Origin of the sequence: Terriglobus tenax (assembly GCF_025685395.1) — a bacterium.
In the GTDB taxonomy this organism is placed as follows: Bacteria; Acidobacteriota; Terriglobia; order Terriglobales; family Acidobacteriaceae; genus Terriglobus; species Terriglobus tenax.
This window is the reverse complement of sequence record NZ_JAGSYA010000003.1, coordinates 750,710-773,486: the sequence shown is the minus strand read 5'-3', so window position 1 is coordinate 773,486 and position 22,777 is coordinate 750,710. Positions and strand designations below refer to the sequence as shown.

Sequence of the window (22,777 nt, the reverse complement as noted above, 5' to 3'; positions counted from 1 at the left end):
ATTCAATCATCCATGGAGCAGTATGAAAGCCGCCATCAGCACCGCCGTCCTCGCACTTCTCACAGCCGTCCCAATGGCGGCCCAGGCTGTTCCCGACGCCGAGCAGCGTAAGGCTGAGATATCCGCATTGCGGCAGGAACTGGCGCGGATTTCTGCGCGCCTGGACGTACTGGAAAAGGCGGATGCCACTGCCCTCCCCGCGGCGGCCATCACACTTGCGGCTGAAAAAGCTTCCCCGGTTGATGCGGCCGTGGCCCCTATTCCGTCGAAGCAGGAAGACCTGCTGCAGGGAACGACCGTCGGCATTGGGTTCGACGGCTACTATGGCTACAACTTCAACCAGCCGATTGGCCGCGCCAACCTGTTGCGCGTGTATGACGTCACCAGCAACAGCTTCAGCATCAACCAGGCGTCACTGGTCGTAGAACGTCTGCCCTCCATCCAGAGCCGCTTTGGTGGCCGCGTCGACCTGCAGTTTGGCCAGGCGACCGAGACCCTGCAGGGTTCGTATGCGAATGAGCAGCGTGCCCAGGTATGGCGCAACCTGTTCCAGGCGTACGGCAGCTATCTGGCGCCGATCGGCAGCGGGTTGCAGATTGACTTCGGCAAGTTCTCCAGCGCGCTTGGGGTGGAAGGTAACTACACCAAGGACCAGATCGCGTATTCGCGCTCCTATACCTTCAATTTCCTGCCCTACTATCACATGGGCGTACGGGCGAATTACAACCTGACGCCGAAGGTGAACTTCACCTACTGGCTGGTGAATGGGGTACAGCAGACAGAGGACTTCAACGGCTTCAAATCGCAGGCCTTCCTCTTCAACTTCAAGCCTGCATCGACTGTCTCCTGGAATGTGAACTATTACTTCGGCCAGGAGCAGCGGGATGTGCTGCCAACCGACAACCCAGGAGCTCCGACCTCTCCGACGCAACCGGGGCTTCCGAGGGCCAACATTACACCCGCGCCGAATGGACGCAACCACATCTTCGACACCTATGCGACGTGGAACGTGACGCCGCGGCTGACATTGGTGGGTGAGGCCGATTACGTAATCAGCCGAGAGCAGCAACAGAGCACCATGAAGCACATCGCCATTGGTGCGGCTTACGTCCACTACACCTTGCCGAAGGACTGGAGCATTGGCAGCCGGTTTGAATACTTTGACGACCGCGGTGCAATGTTCAGCGGTAAGACGCAGGCGCTGAAGGAGTTTACCTTCGTCGCCGACAAGAAGCTGGCGCCGGGCATGCTGGCCCGCGCTGAATATCGCAGAGATTACTCCAACCAGAACTTCTTCACCACGGATACCGCGGGTGTGCTGGTCAAACAGCAGCCGACGGCGACGCTGGGGCTTGTGTTCTGGTGGGGCAACAAACAGGGCCAGTGGTAAAGGGCCCTGCAAGGAGGGACACAATGGCGGACCTGATCGCAGGCATCACGCTCATCCTTCTGTTCCCGCTCAGCCTGTTGTATGTGCATGGCTGTGCGCGTCTGAAAGGGAAAAACCAATGATCGCCAACGGCATTCTTCTCATCATCTCGCTGCTGCTGATGGTGTATCTCGTTTACGCACTGCTTCGCCCGGAGAAGTTCTGATGTCTCTTAATGGCTGGCTTCAAATTGTTCTTTTCTTTGCCGCTGTCCTGCTGCTGACCAAGCCGCTTGGCGCGTATATCACACGTGTGTTTCAACGGCAGCGGACTCCCCTGGATGTCGTGCTTGGCCCGTGCGAACGCCTGTTCTACCGGCTGACCGGCGTGGATGCCGAGCAGGAGATGAGCTGGGGCATGTATGCCACGGCCATGCTGATCTTCAGTGCGGCGACGCTGGTGCTGACGTACCTGGTCCAGCGGCTGCAGCATCTGCTTCCCTTCAACCCGCAGCATCTGCCGGGCGTTGCTTCTGACCTTGCACTGAACACCGCAATCTCCTTCACGACCAACACCAACTGGCAGTCGTATGTGCCGGAGACCACGATGAGCTATCTGACGCAGATGCTCGGTCTGGCGACGCACAACTTCTGGTCGGCAGCGGTTGGCCTGGCGCTGGCGATTGCCTTTATTCGCGGCATTGCGCGCCGCGAAATGAAGACGTTGGGCAACTTCTGGGTCGACCTGACGCGCGGCACACTGTGGGTACTGCTGCCGCTGTCGGTTATCTTCGCTCTCGTGCTGGTGTCTCAGGGTGTAGTGCAGAACCTGAAGCCGTATGACACTGCGAAGCTGGTGGAACCGCAAACCTCGACCGGTGTCGATGGCAAACAGACGACGGTGACCACGCAGACGATTGCGCAGGGCCCTGTCGCATCGCAGGAAGCCATCAAGATGCTGGGCACCAACGGCGGCGGCTTCTTCAATGCCAACAGCGCGCACCCGTTTGAGAACCCCACACCGCTGACAAACTTCCTCGAGATGCTTGCGATCTTCCTGATTCCGGCCGCGCTGACGGCAACGCTAGGGCAGATGGTTGGATCGCCGAAGCATGGATGGGCTGTGTTTGCCGCGATGGCGCTGCTTTGCTTTGCCGGTGTGTTGACCTGCTACTGGGCAGAGGCACATGGCAACCCGATGCTGCATGGCGTGGACCAGCATGTCTCAACCCTGCAGAGCGGCGGCAACATGGAAGGCAAAGAGGTTCGCTTTGGCATTGCAAATACCGCGTTGTTTGCCACGGTGACCACCGACGCAAGCTGCGGCGCGGTGAACGGTATGCATGACAGCTTTACCCCGTTGGGCGGCATGGTCCCGATGGTCAATATCCTGCTGGGCGAGGTGGTCTTTGGCGGTGTGGGAGCGGGCATGTACGGCATGCTGGTCTTCGTCATCGTCGCGGTATTCATCGCAGGCCTGATGGTAGGCCGCACGCCGGAGTACCTGGGCAAGAAGATTGAGGCCTACGACGTGCAGCTCTCCATGCTGTACATCCTCATCTTCCCGCTGGTGATTCTTGGCTTTGCCGCGATCTCTGTACTGATGCCTCATCTAGGGCTGAGCAGCCTGGCCAACCACGGGCCGCATGGGTTGTCGGAGATTCTGTATGCCTATACCTCTGCGACCGGCAATAACGGCTCAGCGTTTGCAGGGCTGAACGCCAACACGCACTGGTACAACTACACACTTGGCATTGCGATGTTCTTCGGGCGGTTCATGATGATCATCCCCATGCTGGCGATTGCCGGCAACCTTGCGGGCAAAAAGATTGTTCCAGCCTCGGCAGGCACCTTCCCGGTCACGACACCGCTGTTCACCGTGCTATTGACGGCAGTGATTGTGATTGTCGGCGCGCTGACCTTCTTTCCCGTACTTTCTCTTGGTCCGATTCTTGAGCACCTGCTGCTCGGTATTGGACAGACCTTCTAAGGAGACCGGTCTATGTCGCACTCTATGAAGCGCCGCTCCCTGTTTGATCGTAAGATTGTTCGCCGCGCCGCGGTAGACGCGCTGGTGAAGCTCGATCCGAAGACAATGATGAAGAACCCGGTGATGTTTGTGGTGGAGGTAGGCAGTGTTGTTACGACCGTGCTGCTGATCTCCAATGTCATCACCCGGCATGGACATTTTGAGTTTGATCTGCAGATCACGCTGTGGCTGTGGTTCACCGTGCTGTTCGCCAACTTTGCAGAAGCCATGGCAGAGGGCCGGGGCAAAGCCCAGGCCGATGCGCTGCGCCAGGCCAAGTCGGAGACCACCGCTTATCGCGTGGGCAAGAACGGACTGGAAGAGGTTCCCAGCTCGCAGCTTCGCGCCGGTGATGTGGTGCAGGTCAGCGCCGGACAGATGATTCCCGGCGATGGCGAGGTAACGCATGGCATCGCATCAGTGGATGAGTCGGCCATCACCGGCGAGTCCGCTCCTGTGATTCGCGAAGCAGGTGGCGATCGCTCTGCTGTTACTGGCGGAACGCGCGTACTCAGCGACGTGATCACTGTGCAGATTACCTCGAACCCTGGCGAGACCTTCCTTGATCGTATGATCGCACTCGTCGAAGGCGCGGAACGCCAGAAGACTCCAAACGAAATTGCACTGAACATTCTGCTGGCGGGGTTGACGATTACTTTCCTGCTTGCGGTGGTGACACTGCAACCGTTTGCGGTGTACTCCGGCGCGCCACAGACTGTGTTCGTGCTGGTATCGCTGCTGGTGTGCCTGATTCCGACAACAATCGGCGGCTTGCTCTCGGCCATTGGCATTGCGGGTATGGACCGGCTGGTTCAGCACAATGTGCTCGCCACCAGCGGACGCGCGGTGGAAGCAGCGGGCGATGTGAACACGCTGCTGCTGGACAAGACGGGCACCATCACCATTGGCAATCGTCAGGCAGCGGAGTTTGTAGCCGCGCCTGGTGTGACCGCCGAGACACTGGCCGATGCGGCGCAGCTTTCTTCGCTGGCCGACGAGACGCCGGAGGGCCGCTCGATCGTCGTACTGGCGAAGGAGAAGTACGGCCTGCGCGGGCGCGAGCTTGGGCAGATGCATGCCGAGTTCGTTCCCTTCTCCGCAACCACGCGCATGAGCGGCATTGAGGTGGAGGGCCGCAGCATTCGCAAGGGTGCTGTGGACGCCATTGCCCGCTACCTTGAAGAACATGGCGCGCCGATGCCCACGGAGGTCCGCAGCGCAGTAGAGACGGTTGCACGCAGTGGCGGCACTCCCCTGGTAGTTGCCGAAAACGGTGTCGCCCTGGGCGTGATTCACCTGAAGGACGTGGTGAAGGGGGGCATGAAGGAGCGCTTCGAACAGTTGCGCGCCATGGGCATTCGCACGGTAATGATTACCGGCGATAACCCGCTGACAGCAGCCGCCATTGCACGGGAAGCTGGCGTCGATGACTTTCTGGCCGAAGCCAAGCCGAAGGACAAAATGGACCTGATCAAGCGCGAGCAGGCCGATGGCAAACTGGTGGCCATGACGGGCGACGGCACCAACGACGCTCCGGCGCTGGCGCAGGCCGATGTAGGCGTTGCGATGAACAGCGGCACGCAGGCTGCAAAAGAAGCCGGCAACATGGTCGATCTGGACAGCAACCCGACCAAGCTGATCGAGATTGTGGCCATCGGCAAGCAGTTGCTGATGACGCGCGGAGCTCTGACCACCTTCTCCATCGCCAACGATGTGGCCAAGTACTTTGCGATTATTCCTGCGATGTTTGCCGGCTTCTTCCCTGTGCTGAATGCATTGAACATCATGCATCTGCATAACGCGGAGTCAGCGGTGCTGTCGGCCATCATCTTCAACGCGCTGATTATTATCGGGCTGATTCCCCTGGCGCTGCGCGGTGTGAGCTATAAGCCCATGTCCGCCGCTGCCCTGCTGCAGCGCAACCTGCTGCTCTACGGACTGGGCGGCATTATCGTGCCGTTCGTCGGCATCAAGCTGATCGATGTATTGATCGTCGCTATGCACCTGGCATAGAGGAGTTACTGACCATGAAAAAGCACTTGATTACCGCATCGCTCTACACGCTGGTGACCGCCGTTCTGCTGGGCATTGTGTATCCCCTGGGAATAACGGCTGTGGCGCAGTTACTGTTCCGCGACAAGGCGAATGGACAGATCATCACCAAGGATGGCAGCACGGTTGGATCGCAACTGATTGGACAGCCTTTCACCGGGCCGCGTTACTTTCACAGCCGTCCTTCAGCGGCTGGAACTGGCTATGATGCCTCGGCGTCCAGCGGATCGAACCTGGCGACAACCAGTAAAGCCCTGGTGGATCGGGTGGGAGCCAGCGTAGCGGCGGAGAAGGTATCGAATGTGCCGGTAGACCTGGTGACGGCATCAGGATCGGGGCTTGATCCCGATCTCTCTCCGGCGGCTGCACTTGCGCAGGTCGGTCGAGTTGCCAAGGAGCGCGGCAGGCCTGAGTGGATCGTCCGCAAGCTGGTGGAGGATCATATTACCGATCGTCAATTCGGCCTGCTGGGCGAGCCACGTGTGAATGTATTACGGCTGAACCTTGCACTGGATGCCGGACAGTGACCGGCATCCAGCCGTAATTCAGGCGCCTGCGGCGCTTCCGATATGGAGCTTCTGCCGTGCCCAGTTGCGGACGGTATCGGTTCGGGATTCGAACAGAAGGTACATCAGATAGGCAAAAACAAAGGCCAGCGCGATGGGTCCGCAAAGCAACATGATCAGATGCGGAACATCCGCTGGCCACAACTTGTCCCGCAACAGAAGGGCCGAGAGTACAGCGACCAGCGGCTGGTGCGTCAGGTAGAGCGTGTATGACATCTCCGAGAAGAAGATGGATGTCTTCGCATAGACGCCCGCATGTGCGGGCGGCATGGAGATAAGCGCCCAGATCAGTGTGAAGGACGGCACCATCATGGCGTAGTCGCTGGCGAGGGCTCCCATACGATGCGCCGCGGAGGCCAGCACCGCTGCGGCCAGCATAAGCAGCGAGGCGGCCACGGTGATGCGACGAAGCGGCCTGGAGACGATGGGCCAGCGATCCGCAACCACACCGACCACCACACCCGCGCACCAGATGGGGAAGCGGGTGAGGATCTCTCCCCAGCACAGAGCGCAGATCAACACGAACAGGATTGCGTGCAGCCAGCGCCTTCTTGCCTGCAGCACGGCCAGGGCCGCCAGCGGGAACAGGATGTAGTACCAGAACTCAAAGGCAAGGCTCCAGGTGGCTCCATTGCTTCCGAAGGGCTCGACGAAGATCTTCTGCAGGAAGACAAGGGTTCCGAGGAAGTTTGGCAAAGAGCGCTGCGCTACCGCCTCTCCCATGGCGATGGAATTGGGAATGCCATAGCGAATACCGATCGTATCCAGAACGACCGTCAGCAGAAGCGCGGGGATGAGCACTACCCAGAGACGCGACAGGCGGCTGAGCAGGTAGTTGGGCCAGGTAAAGCGACCCTTCTTTTCAGCGCGCAGAGCCGACATACCCACCAGGTAGCCACTGAGCAGGAAGAACAGCATCACCGCCGCACGTGCGAAGTAGTGGTCGGTATAGACCAGGTTGATCAGCAGGCCGTGCGGGGCTGACTTGTATGCGGAGTACGGACGGAAGAATGCACCGCGAGTGTGGTCGAAAACGACCACCGCTGCGGCAATGGCTCTTACGGTATCCAGATGAAAGTTGCGGCTACCCCCGGCACTGGGGGCGCGAGTGGGTGCACCGGCAATGCGAGCCGGCACCTGGCTCTCCATAAAAGGTCTGCTCCCGAATGCAAGCGTTTGCTGCGAGTGTAGCATCCGCCCGACTTCGGACTCTTCCCTCAGTGAGAAACGCCGAAGGTAAAGATCGTCGTCGAGGTGCGCACCTCACCCGGCTTCAACAGCGTCGTCGGAAAGCCGGGCTTGTTGGGCGAATCAGGATAATGCTGCGTCTCCAGGCAGAAGCCCGTGCGCTTGCTGTACTTCACGCCGCCGCGTCCGGTGAGTGAGCCATCCAGGAAGTTGCCTGCGTAGAACTGCACACCGGGTTCCGTGGTGGTCACGGTCAGCGTACGGCCGCTCTTTGGTTCAACGACCTCCGCGGCCAGCTTCATCACGCCGTTCGGACCGTTCAAAATCCAGTTGTGGTCATAGCCACCGGCGATGGTCAAGGGTTCAAAGGGCGTGTCAATGCGTTCGCCGACGGTATGCGCGGTACGGAAGTCCATCGGTGTCCCTTCCACCGCATCCATGTTGCCGGTAGGGATCAGCGTTTTGTTGGTTGGCGTGTAGTGATCGGCGTTGATGCGGACCTGGTGACCGAGGATATTGTCCGTGCCACCCGTCAGATTGAAGTAGGCGTGGTTGGTCAGGTTGACGACGGTGGCCTTGTCGGTCGTCATCGCGTAGTCAATGCGAAGCGCGTTGGCCTTCAGCGTGTACGTAACGTGGGCCGTGAGCGTGCCGGGAAAACCCATGTCGCCATCGGGCGAGACGACAGTCATTTCGACACCGTTCGGAACCTGCTTCGCAGTCCAGATCTTTTTATCGAAGCCCACGGTGCCGCCGTGCAACGAGTTTGGGCCATCGTTCGTTGGAACCTGGTAGGTGTGGCCGTCAATGGGGAACTTACCAAGCCCGATGCGGTTACCGTAGCGGCCGACAATGGCGCCGTCGTAGGTCTTATCGCCGCCTGCAAGCCATTCCGGCAGCGTATCAAAGCCCAGCATCACATCGGCAACCTTGCCGGCCTTGTCGGCAGTCTTTACGCTGATGAGCCTGGCGCCGTAGGTCACGATCTTGGCCTCAACCTGTGGGCTTTTCAGGGTGTAGATCTCAACGGCTTTGCCGTCGGGCATCTTGCCGAAGTCAGCCTTCATCACCTGGCCCATAGCTGCCACGGTCATTCCACTCATCATCAGCGCTGCAAACTGCTTGAACATCGGTCACCTCATGCCCTGCTTCTGTGCAGTGTTGGAATCCGTGCACTCTTCAGGCGTTGCCCATTCTATCCATAGCCAGGCTCTCGCGTGCAATCGCACGCAATTCCGGAAGCACTTCGCCGAGTGAAACCGGAGCGGCATCGAGAGTTCCAAAAGCGAAGTAGACCTTGCGATAGAGGGCAAAGAGACGCTGATAGATGGCTACGGCCTTTGGCTGCGGAAGGTACGTCTTGAACGGCAGGCAAAGCGCCGCCTGCGCTGCTTCAACCGACGGATACACTCCGGCAGCCACCAGGGCGATGATGCCCGAGCCAAGGCTGGTCGGCACTCCGTCCGGAACCAGCACCGGCTTGTTGAGGACGTCGGCATAGATCTGGTTCAGCGTTGCGTTGTTCTGCGGAATGCCGCCGCCGTTGATCACGCGTTCGACCGGAGCACCGTACTCCTCCATACGCTCCAGAATGATGCGCGTATGAAAGGCCGTGCCTTCGATGGCGGCGTGCAGCTCGTCCTGCGCGGTGTGGATCAGGTTCCAACCGAGTGTCATGCCGCCCAGCTCCGGGTTAACGAGCACAGTACGGTCGCCGTTGTCCCAACTGAAGCGCAGAAGCCCGGTCTGGCCGGGGTGATAGCTTTCGAGACCGGCGGCGAGGTCTTTCACCCTGGTACCCGCACGACGGGCGATCGCTTCGAAGATGTCTCCCACGGCGGAAAGTCCGGCTTCAATGCCGGTGAGCTGCGGATGCACGCTGCCGGGCACCACGCCGCAGACACCTGGAATCAACTGCGTCTTCTCCGCCATGGCGATGATGCAGGTGGAGGTGCCAACGACGTTGACCACGTCTCCTGGCTTGCAGCCCGCGCCCAGCGCATCCCAGTGCGCGTCGAAAGCGCCGACGGGAATCGGGATACCGGCGGCAAGGCCCATGCGGCCCGCCGACTCCGTGCTTAGCTTGCCGTAGATGTGGTCGGAGGTCAGGTACTCGCCGCCAATCTTCTCGCGAATGCCGGTAAACAACGGATCGACTTTGACCAGGAACTCCTCGGGCGGCAGGCCATCCCACTTCGGGTTCCACATCCACTTGTGGCCCATGGCGCAGACGGAGCGCTTGATATGCGCGATGTCGGTGACTCCCGTTAATGTGGCCGCGACCATGTCACAGTTCTCAATAGCGGTGCCGAAGCGCTGGCGCTCCTCTTCGGTTGCGTGGCGCAGCCAGTGCAGCAGCTTGGCCCATCCCCACTCGTGCGAATAGACGCCGCCGCACCACTCGATCGCTTCGAGATGGGTAGCGTGCGCCAGTTCGGTGATCTCACGGGCTTCTTTATGTGCGCGGTGGTCGCACCACAGGTAGTAGGGCCCGATGGGCTGCAGGGCGTTGTCGACCATCAGAACGCTGGAGCCGGTGGTATCGAGCGCGAAGGCAACGACCTCGTCGCCGCCGATGCCGGTCTGCTCCAGCACCTGCCGCGTGGCCTTGACCAGAGCGTCCATCTGGTCCGTGTGCGACTGGGTCGCGTAGTCAGGGTCCTCGCGGCGCCGGTGCAATGGGTACTCAGCCACCGCGGTGCCGAGCCTTCCCTTCTCTGAATCCAACAAGGTGACGCGGACGCTCAGCGTCCCGAAGTCTGCACCTGCAACGATGGCCATGTTTCTTCTTACCTCTGTCCGTAGGTCGCGTTTGCGCCGTGTTTGCGGAAGTAGTGACGGTCCAGCAGTGCCTGGGAGACACCGGCCGACGGATTCAACTGTACGGTCATCAACGCCATTTTGGCCACCGCTTCCAGAACCACCGCATTGTGCGCGGCATCAAGCGGATCGCGTCCCCAGGCAAAGGGAGCGTGTCCCGCGACCAGAACAGCCGGTACGGCGAGAGGCTCGATGTGCTGGAAGTGCTCGGTGATGGCAAGGCCGGTGTTCAGTACATAGTCGCCGTTGATCTCGTCATCGGTCAGCGGGCGGGTGCAAGGAACGGGGCCGTGGAAGTAGTCGGCGTGCGTGGTTCCGAAGGCGGGAATTTCACGGCCAGCCTGCGCCCAGGCGGTGGCGTGCTCGGAGTGCGTGTGGACAACACCACCGATCTCTGCGAAGGCTTTATAGAGCACGAGATGCGTCTTCAGGTCGCTGGAGGGACGCAGGCCGCCTTCGACAATCTTGCCGTCAAGGTCCGTTACGACCATGTGCTCGGGCTTGAGAGCGTCATAGTCAACGCCACTGGGCTTGATAACGACCAGACCGCTGGCGCGGTCGATGCCGCTGGCGTTGCCGAAGGTATAGAGCACGAGGCCGCGCTTTACCAGGTCAAGGTTGGCTTCGAGGGTTTTCTCTTTGAGTTCCTGCAGCATGAGACGCCTTTCCTGAATCGGGCTTGAGTATACGTTTTCTCAAGTATCGCAAACAAGCAAATGGCTTTGTTCGAGCGGCTTGCAAGCTCCTGGGTAAACGATTACCGTGAAATTGCAACGAAAGGGATACATCGATGGCATCAGCAGCTTCTTTGGAAATCTGGTTCGTCACTGGCAGCCAACACCTTTACGGCCCGGAAACCCTGGCCCAGGTGGCGGAGAACTCCGGCAAGATTGCTGCCTCACTGGACGGCAACTCCGCCATTCCAGCCAAGGTGGTGTGGAAGCCGACGCTCACCTCTCCCGAGGCCATCCGTGACCTGTGCCAGGAGGCCAATGCCAGCAAGAGCTGCGTCGGCCTGGTGCTGTGGATGCACACCTTCTCCCCGGCCAAGATGTGGATTGCCGGGCTGAGCCTGCTGCGCAAGCCAATTCTGCAACTGCACACGCAGTTCAACCGTGCGCTGCCGTGGTCGACCATCGACATGGACTTCATGAACCTGAACCAGGCCGCGCATGGCGACCGCGAGTTCGGTCACATTACTGCCCGCCTGAAGCTACCGCGCAAGGTCGTTGTCGGCTTCTTTGAAGATGCGGAGACGGTTTCCGAGATTGCCACATGGACCCGCGCCGCGCTGGGGTGGCACGAGTCGCAGAACCTGAAGGTGGCGCGCTTTGGAGACAACATGCGCCAGGTCGCAGTGACGGAAGGCGACAAGGTGGAGGCGCAGCGCGTCTTCGGCTATACCGTCTCAGGCTATGGCATTGGCGACCTGACTGACCGCATGGCGCAGTTCAGCGATCAGGAAGTAGCGACCCTCGTCAGCGAATACCGGGAAAGCTATTCGATTGCCAGTCAGCACGACCGCCCCGATTCCCTGACGGTGGCCGCGCGCATCGAACTTGGCCTGCGTGCCTTTCTGACCGAAGGCGGCTTTGGAGCCTTCACGGACACCTTTGAAGATCTGCACGGCATGGGCCAGCTTCCCGGCATTGCGACACAGCGACTGATGGCCGACGGCTTCGGCTTTGGCGGCGAAGGCGACTGGAAGACAGCCGCCCTGGTACGCATCATGAAGGTCATGGCACAGGGTATGCCGCGCGGCACATCGTTCATGGAGGACTACACCTACGATTTCTCCGGGACTCCGAAGGTGCTGGGCTCGCACATGCTGGAGATCTGCCCGTCGATTGCCGACGGCAAGCCGTCGCTCGAGGTGCATCCGCTGGGCATTGGCGGCAAGGCAGACCCGGTGAGACTGGTCTTCAATACACCGGCCGGCCCGGCGATTGTAGCCAGCGTGGTGGACATGGGCGACCGCTTCCGCATGATTGTGAACGATGTGGATGTCATTCCCGCCGAGCACGATCTGCCGAAACTGCCGGTGGCGCGCGCCCTGTGGGTTCCGCGGCCAAGCCTGAAGGTCTCCGCCACCGCATGGATTTATGCTGGCGGAGCGCACCATACCGGCTTCAGCCAGGCGCTTACCATGGAGCATATGGAAGATTTTGCGGCCATGGCGAACATCGAGCTGGTCCGCATTGATGCAGAGACACGGATTCGCGACATACGCCAGGCACTGACACGTGGCTAAATCGCAGGAGATAGAGGGCAACACAGGTTGAAAAAACGCGCACGGTCGACATCGCGAACAGCCTCGAAACGCCTGGACATCCGCACGGTCGCCCAGGCGGCAGGCGTCTCGGTGGCGACCGTTTCGCGCGTCATCAACAAGGTCCCTTCGGTCGATCCGGGGCTTGCGAAAAAAGTGTGGGAGGCGATCCAGAAGCTGGGATACGTGCCCAACACGCAGGCGCGTGCGCTGGTCTCAGGACATAGCAAGCTGCTGGGCGTCATCATCTCGGACATCACCAATCCTTTCTTCCCGGAGCTGATCCAGGGCTTCGAGGACAAGGCGGTGGAGGTGGGCTACGAGACGCTGATCGGCTCCACCAACTACGATCTGCAGCGCATGGAGCTATGTGTGCAGCGCATGCTGGAGCGCAAGGTGGAAGGCGTCGCCGTCATGACCTTCGGCATTGAAGAGCCTCTGCTGGAGCGGCTTTCGTCGCAGGGCATCCCCATGGTGTTTATTGATCTGGCGCCGAAGAAAAAAGATATCTCCACGATTCGCGTGGACTACCAGAAAGGCATCCGGGAGGCGGTGCAGCATCTGGCGGTGCTGGGGCATCGCAGGATCGCATTCATCGCGGGGCCACAGCGCCTGCACTCTGCCGTGACGCGGCTCGAGGCTTTCCGCGCGGCCACCCGTGAGATTGGCCTGAAGATTCCTGCAGGCTCGATCTTCCACGGCGATCACACGGCCGAAGGCGGTGAGCGCGGCGTGGCGCATCTGCTGGCGCTGAAGGAACGGCCGACAGCCATCATGTGTTCCAACGATATGACCGCCATCGGTGCCATGCATGCCCTGGCGCACGCGGGGCTTTCGATACCACGCGATATCTCTCTGATTGGCTTTGATGACATTCGCATCACCGAGTACATGCTGCCGCCGCTGACCACGGTGCGTATGTCAGGCGGGGACATTGCCGCCAGCGCGGTAGCGGCGCTGCTGGATCCTTCCGCGCCACCCAAAGAGGTGGAGACGCGCCTGATTGTGCGGCAGTCGACCTCGGTGCCTGCGGGCACGTTGTCGGACCTGCATGCCGATGCGTCACGCAAACGGCTATCCCGGAAGAGCTGAGCCGTTTCCCGGGTGGTTGCCCCGCCTGCCTGCATCCACTATCCTGTAAAAGACATCAAGAGTTGAGCGAACGCTCAACGCCAACCTGCTCCCCGAGCAAGGTGGCGTCCCGTTTCGAGGGAGATGCGGCCAGTCCGGCAATCATCGGGATTCAAGCTGCAAATTGGCGTACGCTCTGGATGCATACCGTAAGGAAGGTTTGAACGGATTCATGAGTACATCGCCACAGCAGTTCGCCAGTGACAACTATGCCGGAATTTGCCCAGAGGCCTGGGCCGCCATGGAAGAGGCCAATCACGGACATGAGCCCGCGTATGGTGGTGATTCCTGGACCACCCGTGCCGCCGATGCCTTTCGCGCCTTGTTTGAAACCGGCTGCGAGGTCTTTTTCGCGTTCAACGGAACCGCGGCCAACTCCCTGGCGCTCTCTTCCCTGTGCCAGAGCTTCCACAGCGTAATCTGCTCGGACGCGGCGCACGTGGAGACCGATGAATGCGGCGCTCCGGAGTTCTTCTCCAATGGCTCCAAGCTGCTGGTGGCCCCGACACTGGATGGCAAGCTGACACCGGCGGCGATTCGCGCCATTGCGCTGAAGCGTACGGACATTCACTATCCCAAGCCGCGCGTGGTGACCATCACGCAGCCGACAGAAACCGGCCTGATCTATCAACTGGACGAGATTCGAGCGATTGCGGAGACCTGCCGCGAGCTGGGCCTGAAGCTGCACATGGATGGCGCTCGCTTTGCCAACGCCTGTGCCTCCCTGGGCTGTACCCCGGCAGAGATGACCTGGAAGTCCGGCGTGGACGTGCTGTGCTTCGGTGGCACAAAGAACGGCATGGCGGTGGGAGAAGCTGTCCTGTTCTTCGACCACAAAGCGGCAGAGGACTTTGACTACCGCTGCAAGCAGGCAGGCCAGCTGGCATCCAAGATGCGCTTCCTCGCCGCGCCGTGGGTAAAGATGCTGGAGAGTGGAGCCTGGCTGCGCTACGGAGCCCATGCCAATGCCGCAGCTACAAGCTTCGCAGAGCACATTGCCGGGCTGCCGGAGATTGAACTGATGTTCCCGGTGCAGGCAAACGCCGTATTTTTGAAGATCCCGGATTCCATTGCTGACGAGCTGCGCAAGCGCGGATGGAAGTTCTACACCTTCATCGGCGGGGGCGCACGATTTATGTTCGCGTGGGATGCCCAGCCGGAACGCATCCGTGAACTGGCGCAGGACCTGCATGCAATCTGCGGGACACCGGCATCGGAAGCCACTATCGTCCGTTAAGGAACAAGGGCCGGGTCATTCCCCGGCCCCTTCCCTCGCTATTCTCTAGAGATGACGGAAACAGTTCTCTTTCGGCTTGCCGATTTCGAAGACGTCCAGACACAGGCGTTGCTGGCGCTTCACCTGGCCGGCATGCGCGAGTCCTCTCCAGCAGAAGCAGTCTTCGCCCTGGATCTCTCCGGTTTGCAGAAACCGGAGATTACGGTTTGGACGGCGTGGCGGGGCGAACGTATTGCGGGCGTGGGCGCCTTGCGCATGATGGATGCAACGCTGGCGGAGATCAAATCCATGCGGGTGCATCCAGACTTTTTAGGGCAAGGCGTTGGTCGTGCGATGCTGCGGCATATCGTCGGGGAAGCAAGATCACGTGGTGTAACCCGACTGAGCCTTGAGACTGGCAGAGGCCCAAGCTTTGACGCGGCACTCACGCTCTATCGCAGCCATGGGTTTGTGGACGGAGGAGCATTCGGAGATTACACCGATAACGGCTTCAGCCAGTTTCTCCACCTTGCGTTAGACCGAAGCTAAAAAACCAGCCGCTGTCGCATTCCACTTCTCCGGCGTATTGATGCATGCCAGATGGCCGGAAGGCAGCTCGGCATACTTCGCTCCGGGGATTTGCTGGGCGAGGTATTGGAGGTCGGCCGGAGTTGTGGTGGGATCTTCCGTTCCTGCGATGCAGAGGGTGGGGACCTTGATCTGTAGAGCGGTATCGCGCAGATCCGTATTGGCCAGAACCTCGCAGCCCGCAGCGTAGCCGGCGATGCTGCTGCGTCGAACGGCGCTTTCAAGCCCCTGTACCACCTCAGGATGGGCGGCGCGGAAATCTGCCGTCAGCCAGCGCTCGGCGCTGCCGGGCAGAAACTGCTCCACCCCCGCGGCGCGCACCTGCCGTGCGCGTTCGGTCCAGAATTCTGTCGTACCAATCTTCGCTGCGGTATTGGAAAGCACGAGCGTTTCAAGGCGATGGGCGGCGTGCGTGCCCAGCCACTGCCCGACCATGCCACCAATGGAGATGCCGCAGAAGCTGGCCTTCGCCAGGCCGAGGGAGTCCATCAGCGTGAGGACATCTTTGCCCATACCCTCCAGGGTGTTTGGCGGCTGCTGCGAGGCGGAACGGCCAAAGCCGCGCTGCTCGTACACGATCACGCGGAAGTCGCGGGCAAAGGATTCCACCTGCCCGCTCCAGAGATAGGTGCCCTGTCCAAGCGAATGGCTGAAGAGGATTGCGGGCGCATTCCGCGGACCGGCATCCTCGTAATAGATCGATTCACCTATCGAAAGATCAGCCAGCATGGGGCTCGTCTCCTTGATTCCGCTACGCCGTTCGTTTATCGTCACAGTAGTGCGTCTATCGCACAAGGATGTTGCAATGACGAACCAGACTGACCCAGCCGTTCCCGCTGAAGCGCCTGCATCTCTACCTGCAGCCAAACAGACCCCGGCGTCCGCTCTGGATGTGTTTGCCGGCGACCCTAATTTTATGACGTCTCTGGCCCGCGGGCTGGTCGTCATCCAGGCATTCACCCAGCAAACCCCGCAGATGACCATTTCGCAGCTTTCCGCCAAGACCGGCCTGTCGCGTGCGGCGGTGCGCCGCTGCCTGTACACACTGACCAAGCTGGGCTTTGCCGGAGCAGAAGACGGCCAGCGTTACTCGCTGCGTCCGCGACTGCTGACCCTGTCGCACACCTACACCTCGTCCAGTTCCCTGTCGTCGTCGGCACAGCCCATCCTGGAGCGCATGACGCAGCAGTTCCGCGAATCGTTCTCCGTGGCGACGCTGGATGGTGACGAGATTGTCTACGTCGCCCGCTCGCAGGTTTCTCGCGTGATGGCGGTTGACCTGCATATTGGTTCGCGACTGCCGGCCTTCTGCACCTCAATGGGCCGCGTTCTGCTGGCCTGGCTGCCTACTGAACAGCTGGAGCAGTTCCTGGCGCGAACCACCTACTACCCTTACACCAACCGCACCATCACCACGCCGGACCGTCTGCGTCTGGCCATCCGCAATGTGCGGCGCAACGGCTTTGCCATCTGCGACCAGGAGTACGAGATCGGCCTGCGCTCGATCGCCGTGCCGGTCTTTGCGCCTTCGGGCAAGGTGGTGGCCACGCTGAACCTGTCCAGCCATGCGCCGCGCATGCCGCTGCCAGATCTGCAGCAGCGCTACCTGCCGCACCTGCGGGCAGCGTCGAACGAGTTGAGCATGTTCCTGCGGTAGTGAGATTTGAAACAGAAGCAAAGGGCACGGCGATCGCCGTGCCCTTTGCTTTGTGGGTGCGATGATGGGCCTGTTCCGTTCGCTCTGCTACATCGCCGGCTTAAAGTGCAGCTTCAGGAAGTCTACGTAGACCTTCCAGTCGCCCGGAACCATGCCATGGCCGCCGTCGTGCATGTAGTAGGCAAGGTCATGGAAGATGGGCGTTCCAGGGGCGGGCCATACGCCGGTGCCGAGCGGCTGCTTGCCGAGCAGGGTGTAGACCGGGCCCGCGGCAACCTCGGCCTCAAACTCTCCCTTGGGGTCAGACCAGGTATCGGTAGAGCCGGTTTGCAGCAGCAGCGGGCGGGGAGCGACCAGCGCAACGAGCATATGCGCATCCATCGGAAGCTTGGTCACATCTTCGCCGAACTTCGCGTAGTTGGCGGCGAACTGGTAGGGATAGCGCGTGGGATCGGTGAGGTCGGCCACTGTTTCGCCATAATTACGGCGGCTCAGGGCTGCTCCGCCTTCTCCGCTGCAGCTTGCAATCACGGCGGCAAAGCGCTGGTCGTGCGCTCCGGCCCACATGGTGGTTTTGCCCAGGCGCGAGACGCCGTGGACAGCAACCTGCTTCGTATCGATGGACTTGTCGGTCTCAAAGTAATCCATCACGCGGCTCATGCCCCAGGCCCAGTCGGCAATGGCGCCCCACTCGTCGACTGCGGGAGCGGCCTGGCCGGGCTTCAGATAGCGGGCACGGTTGCCCTGCGGCAGGCCGCCAAGGTAATCCGGCTCAAGATCGCCGTAGTAGAAGGTGGAAATGCCAATTCCCGCATCGAGAAAAGCCTCAACATCGATTTTGCCGAACTTGCGACCCTGCGAGGCAGGTACCCTGGTCTTCGACTTCGCGTCCCAGACCATGCCAGCCTTGATCCCGGGGTCATCGATCATGTTGGAGGCGGCAGTAAAGCTGATGCTGAGCAGCATGGGCGAGGGGCCCTTCGCCTTTGCGGGGATGTACTCGACCAGTTGAATCTGCGGGGCGGCGGGATCCTTCGAAAGGTGGATCATCACCTGCCTGCGGATGGCCTTGCCAGCGAACGCGGGCGTGCCTTTGTCGAAGACCTCGAAGCTCTCCTCCCTGGGGCGGCCGGGGGCTTTGCCGTACTGATACGTCTCAAATAAAAACACAATTTCAGGCCGCCGCTTCGCCCACCAGGTCTTTGCATCTTTCACCAGTTTGCCGTCCGAGGTCTTCAGCACGTCGGGCAGCGTGTAGGGCTTTACCTGCGACTCGTCCGTATTGGTAGGGACCTTCGGTTTGTACTCCTGAGCGTAGGCAGGCACCATCGCCGCCAGAAGCGTGGCGCAGAGGAAGGATTTCGTTCGCGTCATGGATTTTCTCCGCGAGAACGGTACGGAGAGAGACATTGTGCTGTCAAATAGCTGTTCAAAAGCAGGGAACAGGGATCAGGAGACAATATCTTGTAAAGGTAAGGAATAGCCGCCCCTTCCGGAGACCCGCTACTCCCTGTTCCCTGCCGTCTAAGCCCCTTCGCCTTCCAGCACTCCAGCCCCCGGCAGAGAGGTTTCCACCACGAGCGGTGTGCTTCCCTTCGCCGTGGTGATGCTGGTCATCAGCAGGCAGTACAGCCCGCCGGAGACGAAGAAGCCAACGAACCAGGCATAGTCATACAGCCAGCGCAGACGCGGAACACCAACACCGATCAGAGCCACGATGATACCCGCCGCCAGAGCGACGACTGCACGAATGTTGAAGCCATCAGAGTACTCATAGGGGCCGCCGCGCAGGTACAGGCCGTCGGGGTCGAGTTCGCGGTCGCGGACCACGAAGTAGTCGGCGATCATGATGCCGGCAATGGGACCGAGCAGACCGGAGTAGCCCACCAGCCAGCCGTTGATGTAACGGGCAGGGTCTGCCGCCAGCTTCCAGGGCATGCACAGGATGCCAAGCACCCCGGTGATCAGGCCTCCGGTGCGGAAGCTGATGAGTCGCGGATTCAGATTGGCGAAGTCATTCGACGGCGAAACGACGTTGGCGGCCACGTTGGTATTGAGTGTGGCCAGCAGCAGGGCGACGAGCCCGATGCACGCAACCACCGGCTGATGAAAGCGGCCGAGCAGGACGACAGGATCCCAGATGGCCACACCAAAAACAATGCTCGAAGCCGAGGTCACCGCGATGCCGATAAAGGAATAGAGCGTCATCGCCGGAGGAAGACCGATGGCCTGCCCGATCATCTGCGCCTGCTGCGATTTGGCATAGCGGGTGAAGTCCGGAATATTGAGCGCCACCGTTGCCCAGAAGCCGACGATGGCGGTGAGCGAGGGGACGAAGATCTTCCAGAAGCTGGTCTTTGTTGCACCTTCGTGGAAACTGGAAGCGTTGGCCAGCGTAGCCGAAAGCCCGCCTGCCTTGCCGGTCATCCAGAATAAAAGCAGCAGGCCGACGATCAGCATGAACGGTGCGGAAACCACCTGCAGCCAGCGGATGATCTCAATGCCCTTCCAGACCACGGCCATGTTGACCAGCCAGAAGGCGAAGAAGCAGACCCAGACCGCGGACTGCGACGCGGCGAGCCCTGGAGCCAGCACACGCAGCATGGAGTAGATAGCCTGCCCCCCGATCCAGCACTGGATGCCGAACCATCCGCAGGCCACCAGGGCACGCAGCACCGCGGGAATATTGGCGCCGCGAACGCCGAAACTGGCGCGCACATAGACCGGGAAGGGGATGCCGTACTTTGCGCCCGCGTGGGCGTTCAGGATCATGGGAACCAGAACGATCAGGTTGCCCAGAAAGATGGTGCCCAGAGCCTGCTTCCAGCTCATGCCGTTGGCGATGAGTCCCGAAGCCAGCATATAGGTGGGGATACAGACGGACATGGCCACCCACAGGGAGGCGTAGTTATAGATGCCCCAGGAGCGTTCCGCGAACGGAATCGGAGCGAGGTCTTCGTTATAGAGGCTGTTGGCCTGCTGCGACATGTTTCGGCTCCATACCCACCCTTGCGGAATACTTCATTTCTCCAATCAGCACTGCTCCACAACGCCCAGCCGCGCCGTGCGCTCTTCCCACGTCTCAGCGGTCTGCCCCGTTGGAATCTGTTTCATGGTGATGCAGTTGTCCACCGGGCAGACCAGCGAGCACAGGTTACAGCCGACACACTCGGTCTCGTCAACCCGCGGGATGCGGGCCAGCGGAGCTTTGTAGGGCCCATGCGACACAGGCGGCGGGTCCATCTTTGGGATGCGGGTCACGGCGATGGAGTTGATCGAAGACCGTACTGCCTCCATCGGCTTGCTGTGAACCTCGACATGTCCATCGACGGGGCCAGAGACGCGGTCGGTGTGGATGCACTGGTGCGCTCCGTCCCAGCAGGCAATATGGCACAGGTCGCAGCCGATGCAGAGAGACTCATCAATATTGGCGACGATCTTGTAGTTCAGGTTCAGGTGCTTCCACTCGGTGACCTTCGGCAGAGAGAGCCCGCGGAAGTCATCCAGCGAGGCAAAGCCTTTCTCGTCCATCCAGTGGGAGAGGCCGTCCGCCATGTCTTCGACGATGCGGTAGCCGTAGTGCATCACCGCGGTGCAGACCTGCACGGTGCCCGCGCCAACCAGGATGAACTCCGCTGCATCGCGCCAGGTGCCGATACCACCGATGGCGCTCATGGGCAGAGCGGCCGAGGAATCGGCCATCACCGACTGCACCATGTTCAGCGCGATGGGTTTGACCGCCGGTCCGCAGTAGCCGCCGTGCGAGCTTTTGCCGTCCACGTTCGGACGAGGAGTGAGGGTGTCGAGATCAATGCCCGTGATGGAGTTGATGGTATTGATGGCCGAGAGAGCATCGGCTCCGCCAGCCTTGGCGGCACGGGCGACGGTACGGATGTCCGTGATATTCGGCGTGAGCTTGACCAGTACCGGGGTGCGGGCCACCTCTTTGACCCATTCGGTGATCATCTGCGCGTATTCGGGCACCTGGCCTACGGCGGAGCCCATGCCGCGCTCACTCATGCCGTGCGGACAGCCGAAGTTCAGCTCCAGACCATCGGCTCCGGCATCTTCGGCGCGCTTCACCATTTCGTGCCAGACATCCCGCCTGGACTCGACCATGAGCGAGGCAATCACAGCGTGCTTCGGATAACGGCGTTTGACCTCGGAGATCTCAGCCAGGTTGACCTCGATAGGGCGGTCGCTGATGAGCTCGATGTTGTTGAGCCCCATCATGCGCTGCCCTGCCCAGTCGATCGAGCTGTAGCGCGAGCTGACGTTCGTGATGGGGTCGCCGATGGTCTTCCACACGGCGCCGCCCCAGCCGGCGTCAAAGGCGCGCATAATCTGTTCGCCGCAGTTGGTGGGCGGAGCAGAAGCCAGCCAGAAGGGGTTCAGACACTCGATGCCGGCGAAGTTCGTCTTCAGGCTAGCCATGAGCCACCTCCGTGATGCCCAGCGTGGCGACGATGCCGCGCGCGGCGCGTTTGCCGTCGGCGACGGCATCCACCACCTCGCGGCCGCCGTTGGCACAGTCGCCACCGGCAAAGTATTTGCTGTGGCTCGTGGCTCCGGTCGCACGGTCAATTAAAACCCGGCCTTTGGCGAACTCAAGTCCCTTCACCAAAGAAAGCCACTCGCTCAACGGAGACTGGCCGATGGCGGGAACAACAACCTCTGCGGGAAGCTCGACCCGGGTCTCGCTCAGCACCAGTTCGCCAGCCTCGTTGATCGAGGTGGTCGCACACAGCAGCATCCCAGCCTGGAGCTCGATGGGCTGACGCCACCAGAGGAACTTCACGCCTTCCTTCAGCGCGTGCTCATACTCAAAGCCAAAGGCGGACATCTCCTCCTGCCCACGGCGGTAAACGATGTGGACCTCCTCCGCTCCAAGGCGCTTGGCGGCGACGGCGGCATCGATAGCGGTATTCCCGCAGCCGATGACCGCAACCGAGTTGCCGACCGCGAGCAATTCGCCGGTCTTGTAGCGGGCAATCAGGTCGAGGGCGTCCATCACACCGGTTTCCCCCCCGGGGATACGAAGGCGATGCATCTCGCCAAGTCCTACTCCGAGGAAGACGGCGTCGAACTCGGCCTCGAGTGCTGCGAAATCGTCGGCGCAGACCTCCCGCTGTTCGATCTGCACGCCCAGATCGCGGATCGCTTCGACCTCTCGAAGGGAGTCGGTGACACGCAGCTTGTACTCGGCAACCCCATAGGTGTTCAGGCCGCCGGCCAGGTCTCGTTTGTCGAAGATGGTGACCTGCACGCCGTGCTGGCGAAGCTCCGCCGCACAGGCCAGGCTGGCTGGGCCGCCGCCGACGCAGGCAACCTTCAATGGCAGCTCCGGGCGGCTTCTCAGGGGAATCTTCAGGCCGCGATCGTAGAAGTTGTCCATGGCGAAGCGCTGCAGCTGGCCGATCATGATGGGTTTTTCATCGCGGTGGTGCATGACGCAGGAGCCTTCACAGAGCACCTCCACCGGGCAGACGCGGGCGCAGCTTCCGGCGAGGACATTGGCTTCCAGAATGCTTTTCGCGGAGCCGGTCACGTTGCCGGAGGCGATCTTTTTGATGAAACGGGGCACATCAATATGGGTAGGGCAGGCGGCCGTGCAGGGCGCGTCAAAACAGTTCAGGCAGCGGTTGGCCTCCACCGTGGCGGCCTGGGGCGTAAGTGCGGGCTTCAGGTCGGCAAAGCGGGCCAGAATCTCAGCATGCGGGGCAAAGACGGTGCCCAAATCGTGTATCCTCCGTCCAACGGAACTGATCGTGGAGATTGCAAGCTACCCCTTCCCGCAGGGCAAGTCAATAGAATGAGGGGTTTCCCGAATCACATTTGACAGCGTAAAGAAGTGACCGAAATCACGGGACTTGCCTTAATAACGCTGTTAGTC

Annotated in this window: 19 protein-coding genes and 1 riboswitch; of the genes, 10 read left to right on the top strand and 9 right to left on the bottom strand. The window is 60.8% G+C overall.

Going from position 1 to position 22,777, the window contains the following annotated elements; all coding sequences use genetic code 11:
- Positions 1-22: 22 nt before the first annotated feature.
- From OHL13_RS03300 to kdpC, 5 genes are all read left to right on the top strand, one after another.
- Positions 23-1,390: a porin gene (locus tag OHL13_RS03300; protein WP_263408683.1), complete on the top strand. Its 1,368-nt coding sequence runs from the start codon at positions 23-25 to the stop codon at positions 1,388-1,390.
- 118 nt (positions 1,391-1,508) lie between these two features.
- Positions 1,509-1,595, top strand: a complete 87-nt coding sequence (gene kdpF, locus OHL13_RS18670) for a K(+)-transporting ATPase subunit F (protein ID WP_399255273.1) — start codon at positions 1,509-1,511, stop codon at positions 1,593-1,595.
- Entirely contained in the window at positions 1,595-3,358 is a 1,764-nt protein-coding gene (gene kdpA, locus OHL13_RS03295) for a potassium-transporting ATPase subunit KdpA (protein WP_263408682.1), read from the top strand. The genes kdpF and kdpA overlap by 1 nt, the downstream gene beginning before the upstream one ends.
- Before the next feature lie 12 nt (positions 3,359-3,370).
- Positions 3,371-5,410 carry a potassium-transporting ATPase subunit KdpB gene (kdpB, locus tag OHL13_RS03290; protein ID WP_263408681.1) on the top strand — a complete coding sequence of 680 codons (2,040 nt, stop codon included), beginning with the start codon at positions 3,371-3,373 and terminating at the stop codon, positions 5,408-5,410.
- Positions 5,411-5,424: 14 nt separating this feature from the next.
- The gene (gene kdpC, locus OHL13_RS03285) at positions 5,425-5,976 is read left to right on the top strand and encodes a potassium-transporting ATPase subunit KdpC (protein WP_263408680.1); all 552 of its coding nucleotides are present in this window, start codon (positions 5,425-5,427) and stop codon (positions 5,974-5,976) included.
- A gap of 18 nt (positions 5,977-5,994) precedes the next feature.
- Here kdpC and OHL13_RS03280 read toward each other — a convergent pair whose 3' ends face one another.
- From OHL13_RS03280 to OHL13_RS03265, 4 genes are all read right to left on the bottom strand, one after another.
- A complete protein-coding gene (locus OHL13_RS03280; RefSeq protein WP_263408679.1) occupies positions 5,995-7,152 on the bottom strand; it encodes an acyltransferase family protein in 1,158 nt (385 codons plus the stop codon).
- Positions 7,153-7,232: 80 nt separating this feature from the next.
- Positions 7,233-8,333, bottom strand: a complete 1,101-nt coding sequence (locus tag OHL13_RS03275) for an aldose epimerase family protein (protein ID WP_263408678.1) — start codon at positions 8,331-8,333, stop codon at positions 7,233-7,235.
- A 49-nt stretch (positions 8,334-8,382) separates the two neighbouring features.
- Complete coding sequence (locus OHL13_RS03270; protein ID WP_263408677.1) at positions 8,383-9,984, bottom strand: ribulokinase; 1,602 nt, start codon at positions 9,982-9,984, stop codon at positions 8,383-8,385.
- 8 nt (positions 9,985-9,992) lie between these two features.
- On the bottom strand, positions 9,993-10,679 hold the full coding sequence (locus OHL13_RS03265) for an L-ribulose-5-phosphate 4-epimerase (RefSeq protein ID WP_317889894.1): 687 nt from the start codon (positions 10,677-10,679) through the stop codon (positions 9,993-9,995).
- A 134-nt stretch (positions 10,680-10,813) separates the two neighbouring features.
- On the opposite strand from OHL13_RS03265, the gene araA reads away from it, so the two are divergent.
- The 4 genes from araA (at position 10,814) to OHL13_RS03245 (ending at position 15,188) form a co-directional block, all read left to right on the top strand.
- On the top strand, positions 10,814-12,274 hold the full coding sequence (gene araA / locus OHL13_RS03260; protein ID WP_263408676.1) for an L-arabinose isomerase: 1,461 nt from the start codon (positions 10,814-10,816) through the stop codon (positions 12,272-12,274).
- 27 nt (positions 12,275-12,301) lie between these two features.
- Entirely contained in the window at positions 12,302-13,384 is a 1,083-nt protein-coding gene (locus OHL13_RS03255) for a LacI family DNA-binding transcriptional regulator (RefSeq protein WP_263408675.1), read from the top strand.
- A gap of 47 nt (positions 13,385-13,431) precedes the next feature.
- A riboswitch (SAM-I-IV-variant riboswitch) is annotated at positions 13,432-13,539 on the top strand.
- A 56-nt stretch (positions 13,540-13,595) separates the two neighbouring features.
- Positions 13,596-14,660: a threonine aldolase family protein gene (locus tag OHL13_RS03250; protein ID WP_263408674.1), complete on the top strand. Its 1,065-nt coding sequence runs from the start codon at positions 13,596-13,598 to the stop codon at positions 14,658-14,660.
- A gap of 51 nt (positions 14,661-14,711) precedes the next feature.
- Entirely contained in the window at positions 14,712-15,188 is a 477-nt protein-coding gene (locus OHL13_RS03245; RefSeq protein ID WP_263408673.1) for a GNAT family N-acetyltransferase, read from the top strand.
- Here the strand turns inward: OHL13_RS03245 and pcaD are convergent.
- The gene (gene pcaD / locus OHL13_RS03240) at positions 15,174-15,956 is read right to left on the bottom strand and encodes a 3-oxoadipate enol-lactonase (RefSeq protein WP_263408672.1); all 783 of its coding nucleotides are present in this window, start codon (positions 15,954-15,956) and stop codon (positions 15,174-15,176) included. The two genes, OHL13_RS03245 and pcaD, sit on opposite strands and share 15 nt — an antisense overlap.
- A gap of 76 nt (positions 15,957-16,032) precedes the next feature.
- Between pcaD and OHL13_RS03235 the strand changes: the two genes are divergently transcribed.
- Positions 16,033-16,884, top strand: coding sequence for an IclR family transcriptional regulator domain-containing protein (locus tag OHL13_RS03235; RefSeq protein WP_263408671.1), 852 nt, complete (start codon positions 16,033-16,035; stop codon positions 16,882-16,884).
- 87 nt (positions 16,885-16,971) lie between these two features.
- Here OHL13_RS03235 and OHL13_RS03230 read toward each other — a convergent pair whose 3' ends face one another.
- The 4 genes from OHL13_RS03230 to OHL13_RS03215 form a co-directional block, all read right to left on the bottom strand.
- Entirely contained in the window at positions 16,972-18,258 is a 1,287-nt protein-coding gene (locus OHL13_RS03230; RefSeq protein ID WP_263408670.1) for a glucuronyl esterase domain-containing protein, read from the bottom strand.
- 150 nt (positions 18,259-18,408) lie between these two features.
- A complete protein-coding gene (locus OHL13_RS03225; protein ID WP_263408669.1) occupies positions 18,409-19,872 on the bottom strand; it encodes an NCS1 family nucleobase:cation symporter-1 in 1,464 nt (487 codons plus the stop codon).
- A 45-nt stretch (positions 19,873-19,917) separates the two neighbouring features.
- The gene (preA, locus tag OHL13_RS03220) at positions 19,918-21,318 is read right to left on the bottom strand and encodes an NAD-dependent dihydropyrimidine dehydrogenase subunit PreA (RefSeq protein WP_263408668.1); all 1,401 of its coding nucleotides are present in this window, start codon (positions 21,316-21,318) and stop codon (positions 19,918-19,920) included.
- The gene (locus tag OHL13_RS03215; RefSeq protein WP_263408667.1) at positions 21,311-22,621 is read right to left on the bottom strand and encodes an FAD-dependent oxidoreductase; all 1,311 of its coding nucleotides are present in this window, start codon (positions 22,619-22,621) and stop codon (positions 21,311-21,313) included. Before OHL13_RS03215 ends, preA begins: the two co-directional genes overlap by 8 nt.
- Positions 22,622-22,777: the final 156 nt, after the last annotated feature.

What these genes read in the sequence shown, in the direction of transcription:
- OHL13_RS03300 (WP_263408683.1), top strand. Translation starts at nt 23, where the DNA reads ATGAAAGCCGCCATCAGCACCGCCGTCCTCGCACTTCTCACAGCCGTC.
- kdpF (WP_399255273.1), top strand. Translation starts at nt 1,509, where the DNA reads ATGATCGCCAACGGCATTCTTCTCATCATCTCGCTGCTGCTGATGGTG.
- kdpA (WP_263408682.1), top strand. Translation starts at nt 1,595, where the DNA reads ATGTCTCTTAATGGCTGGCTTCAAATTGTTCTTTTCTTTGCCGCTGTC.
- kdpB (WP_263408681.1), top strand. Translation starts at nt 3,371, where the DNA reads ATGTCGCACTCTATGAAGCGCCGCTCCCTGTTTGATCGTAAGATTGTT.
- kdpC (WP_263408680.1), top strand. Translation starts at nt 5,425, where the DNA reads ATGAAAAAGCACTTGATTACCGCATCGCTCTACACGCTGGTGACCGCC.
- OHL13_RS03275 (WP_263408678.1), bottom strand. Translation starts at nt 8,333, where the DNA reads ATGTTCAAGCAGTTTGCAGCGCTGATGATGAGTGGAATGACCGTGGCA.
- OHL13_RS03270 (WP_263408677.1), bottom strand. Translation starts at nt 9,984, where the DNA reads ATGGCCATCGTTGCAGGTGCAGACTTCGGGACGCTGAGCGTCCGCGTC.
- OHL13_RS03265 (WP_317889894.1), bottom strand. Translation starts at nt 10,679, where the DNA reads ATGCTGCAGGAACTCAAAGAGAAAACCCTCGAAGCCAACCTTGACCTG.
- araA (WP_263408676.1), top strand. Translation starts at nt 10,814, where the DNA reads ATGGCATCAGCAGCTTCTTTGGAAATCTGGTTCGTCACTGGCAGCCAA.
- OHL13_RS03250 (WP_263408674.1), top strand. Translation starts at nt 13,596, where the DNA reads ATGAGTACATCGCCACAGCAGTTCGCCAGTGACAACTATGCCGGAATT.
- OHL13_RS03245 (WP_263408673.1), top strand. Translation starts at nt 14,712, where the DNA reads ATGACGGAAACAGTTCTCTTTCGGCTTGCCGATTTCGAAGACGTCCAG.
- pcaD (WP_263408672.1), bottom strand. Translation starts at nt 15,956, where the DNA reads ATGCTGGCTGATCTTTCGATAGGTGAATCGATCTATTACGAGGATGCC.
- OHL13_RS03235 (WP_263408671.1), top strand. Translation starts at nt 16,033, where the DNA reads ATGACGAACCAGACTGACCCAGCCGTTCCCGCTGAAGCGCCTGCATCT.
- OHL13_RS03230 (WP_263408670.1), bottom strand. Translation starts at nt 18,258, where the DNA reads ATGACGCGAACGAAATCCTTCCTCTGCGCCACGCTTCTGGCGGCGATG.
- OHL13_RS03225 (WP_263408669.1), bottom strand. Translation starts at nt 19,872, where the DNA reads ATGTCGCAGCAGGCCAACAGCCTCTATAACGAAGACCTCGCTCCGATT.
- preA (WP_263408668.1), bottom strand. Translation starts at nt 21,318, where the DNA reads ATGGCTAGCCTGAAGACGAACTTCGCCGGCATCGAGTGTCTGAACCCC.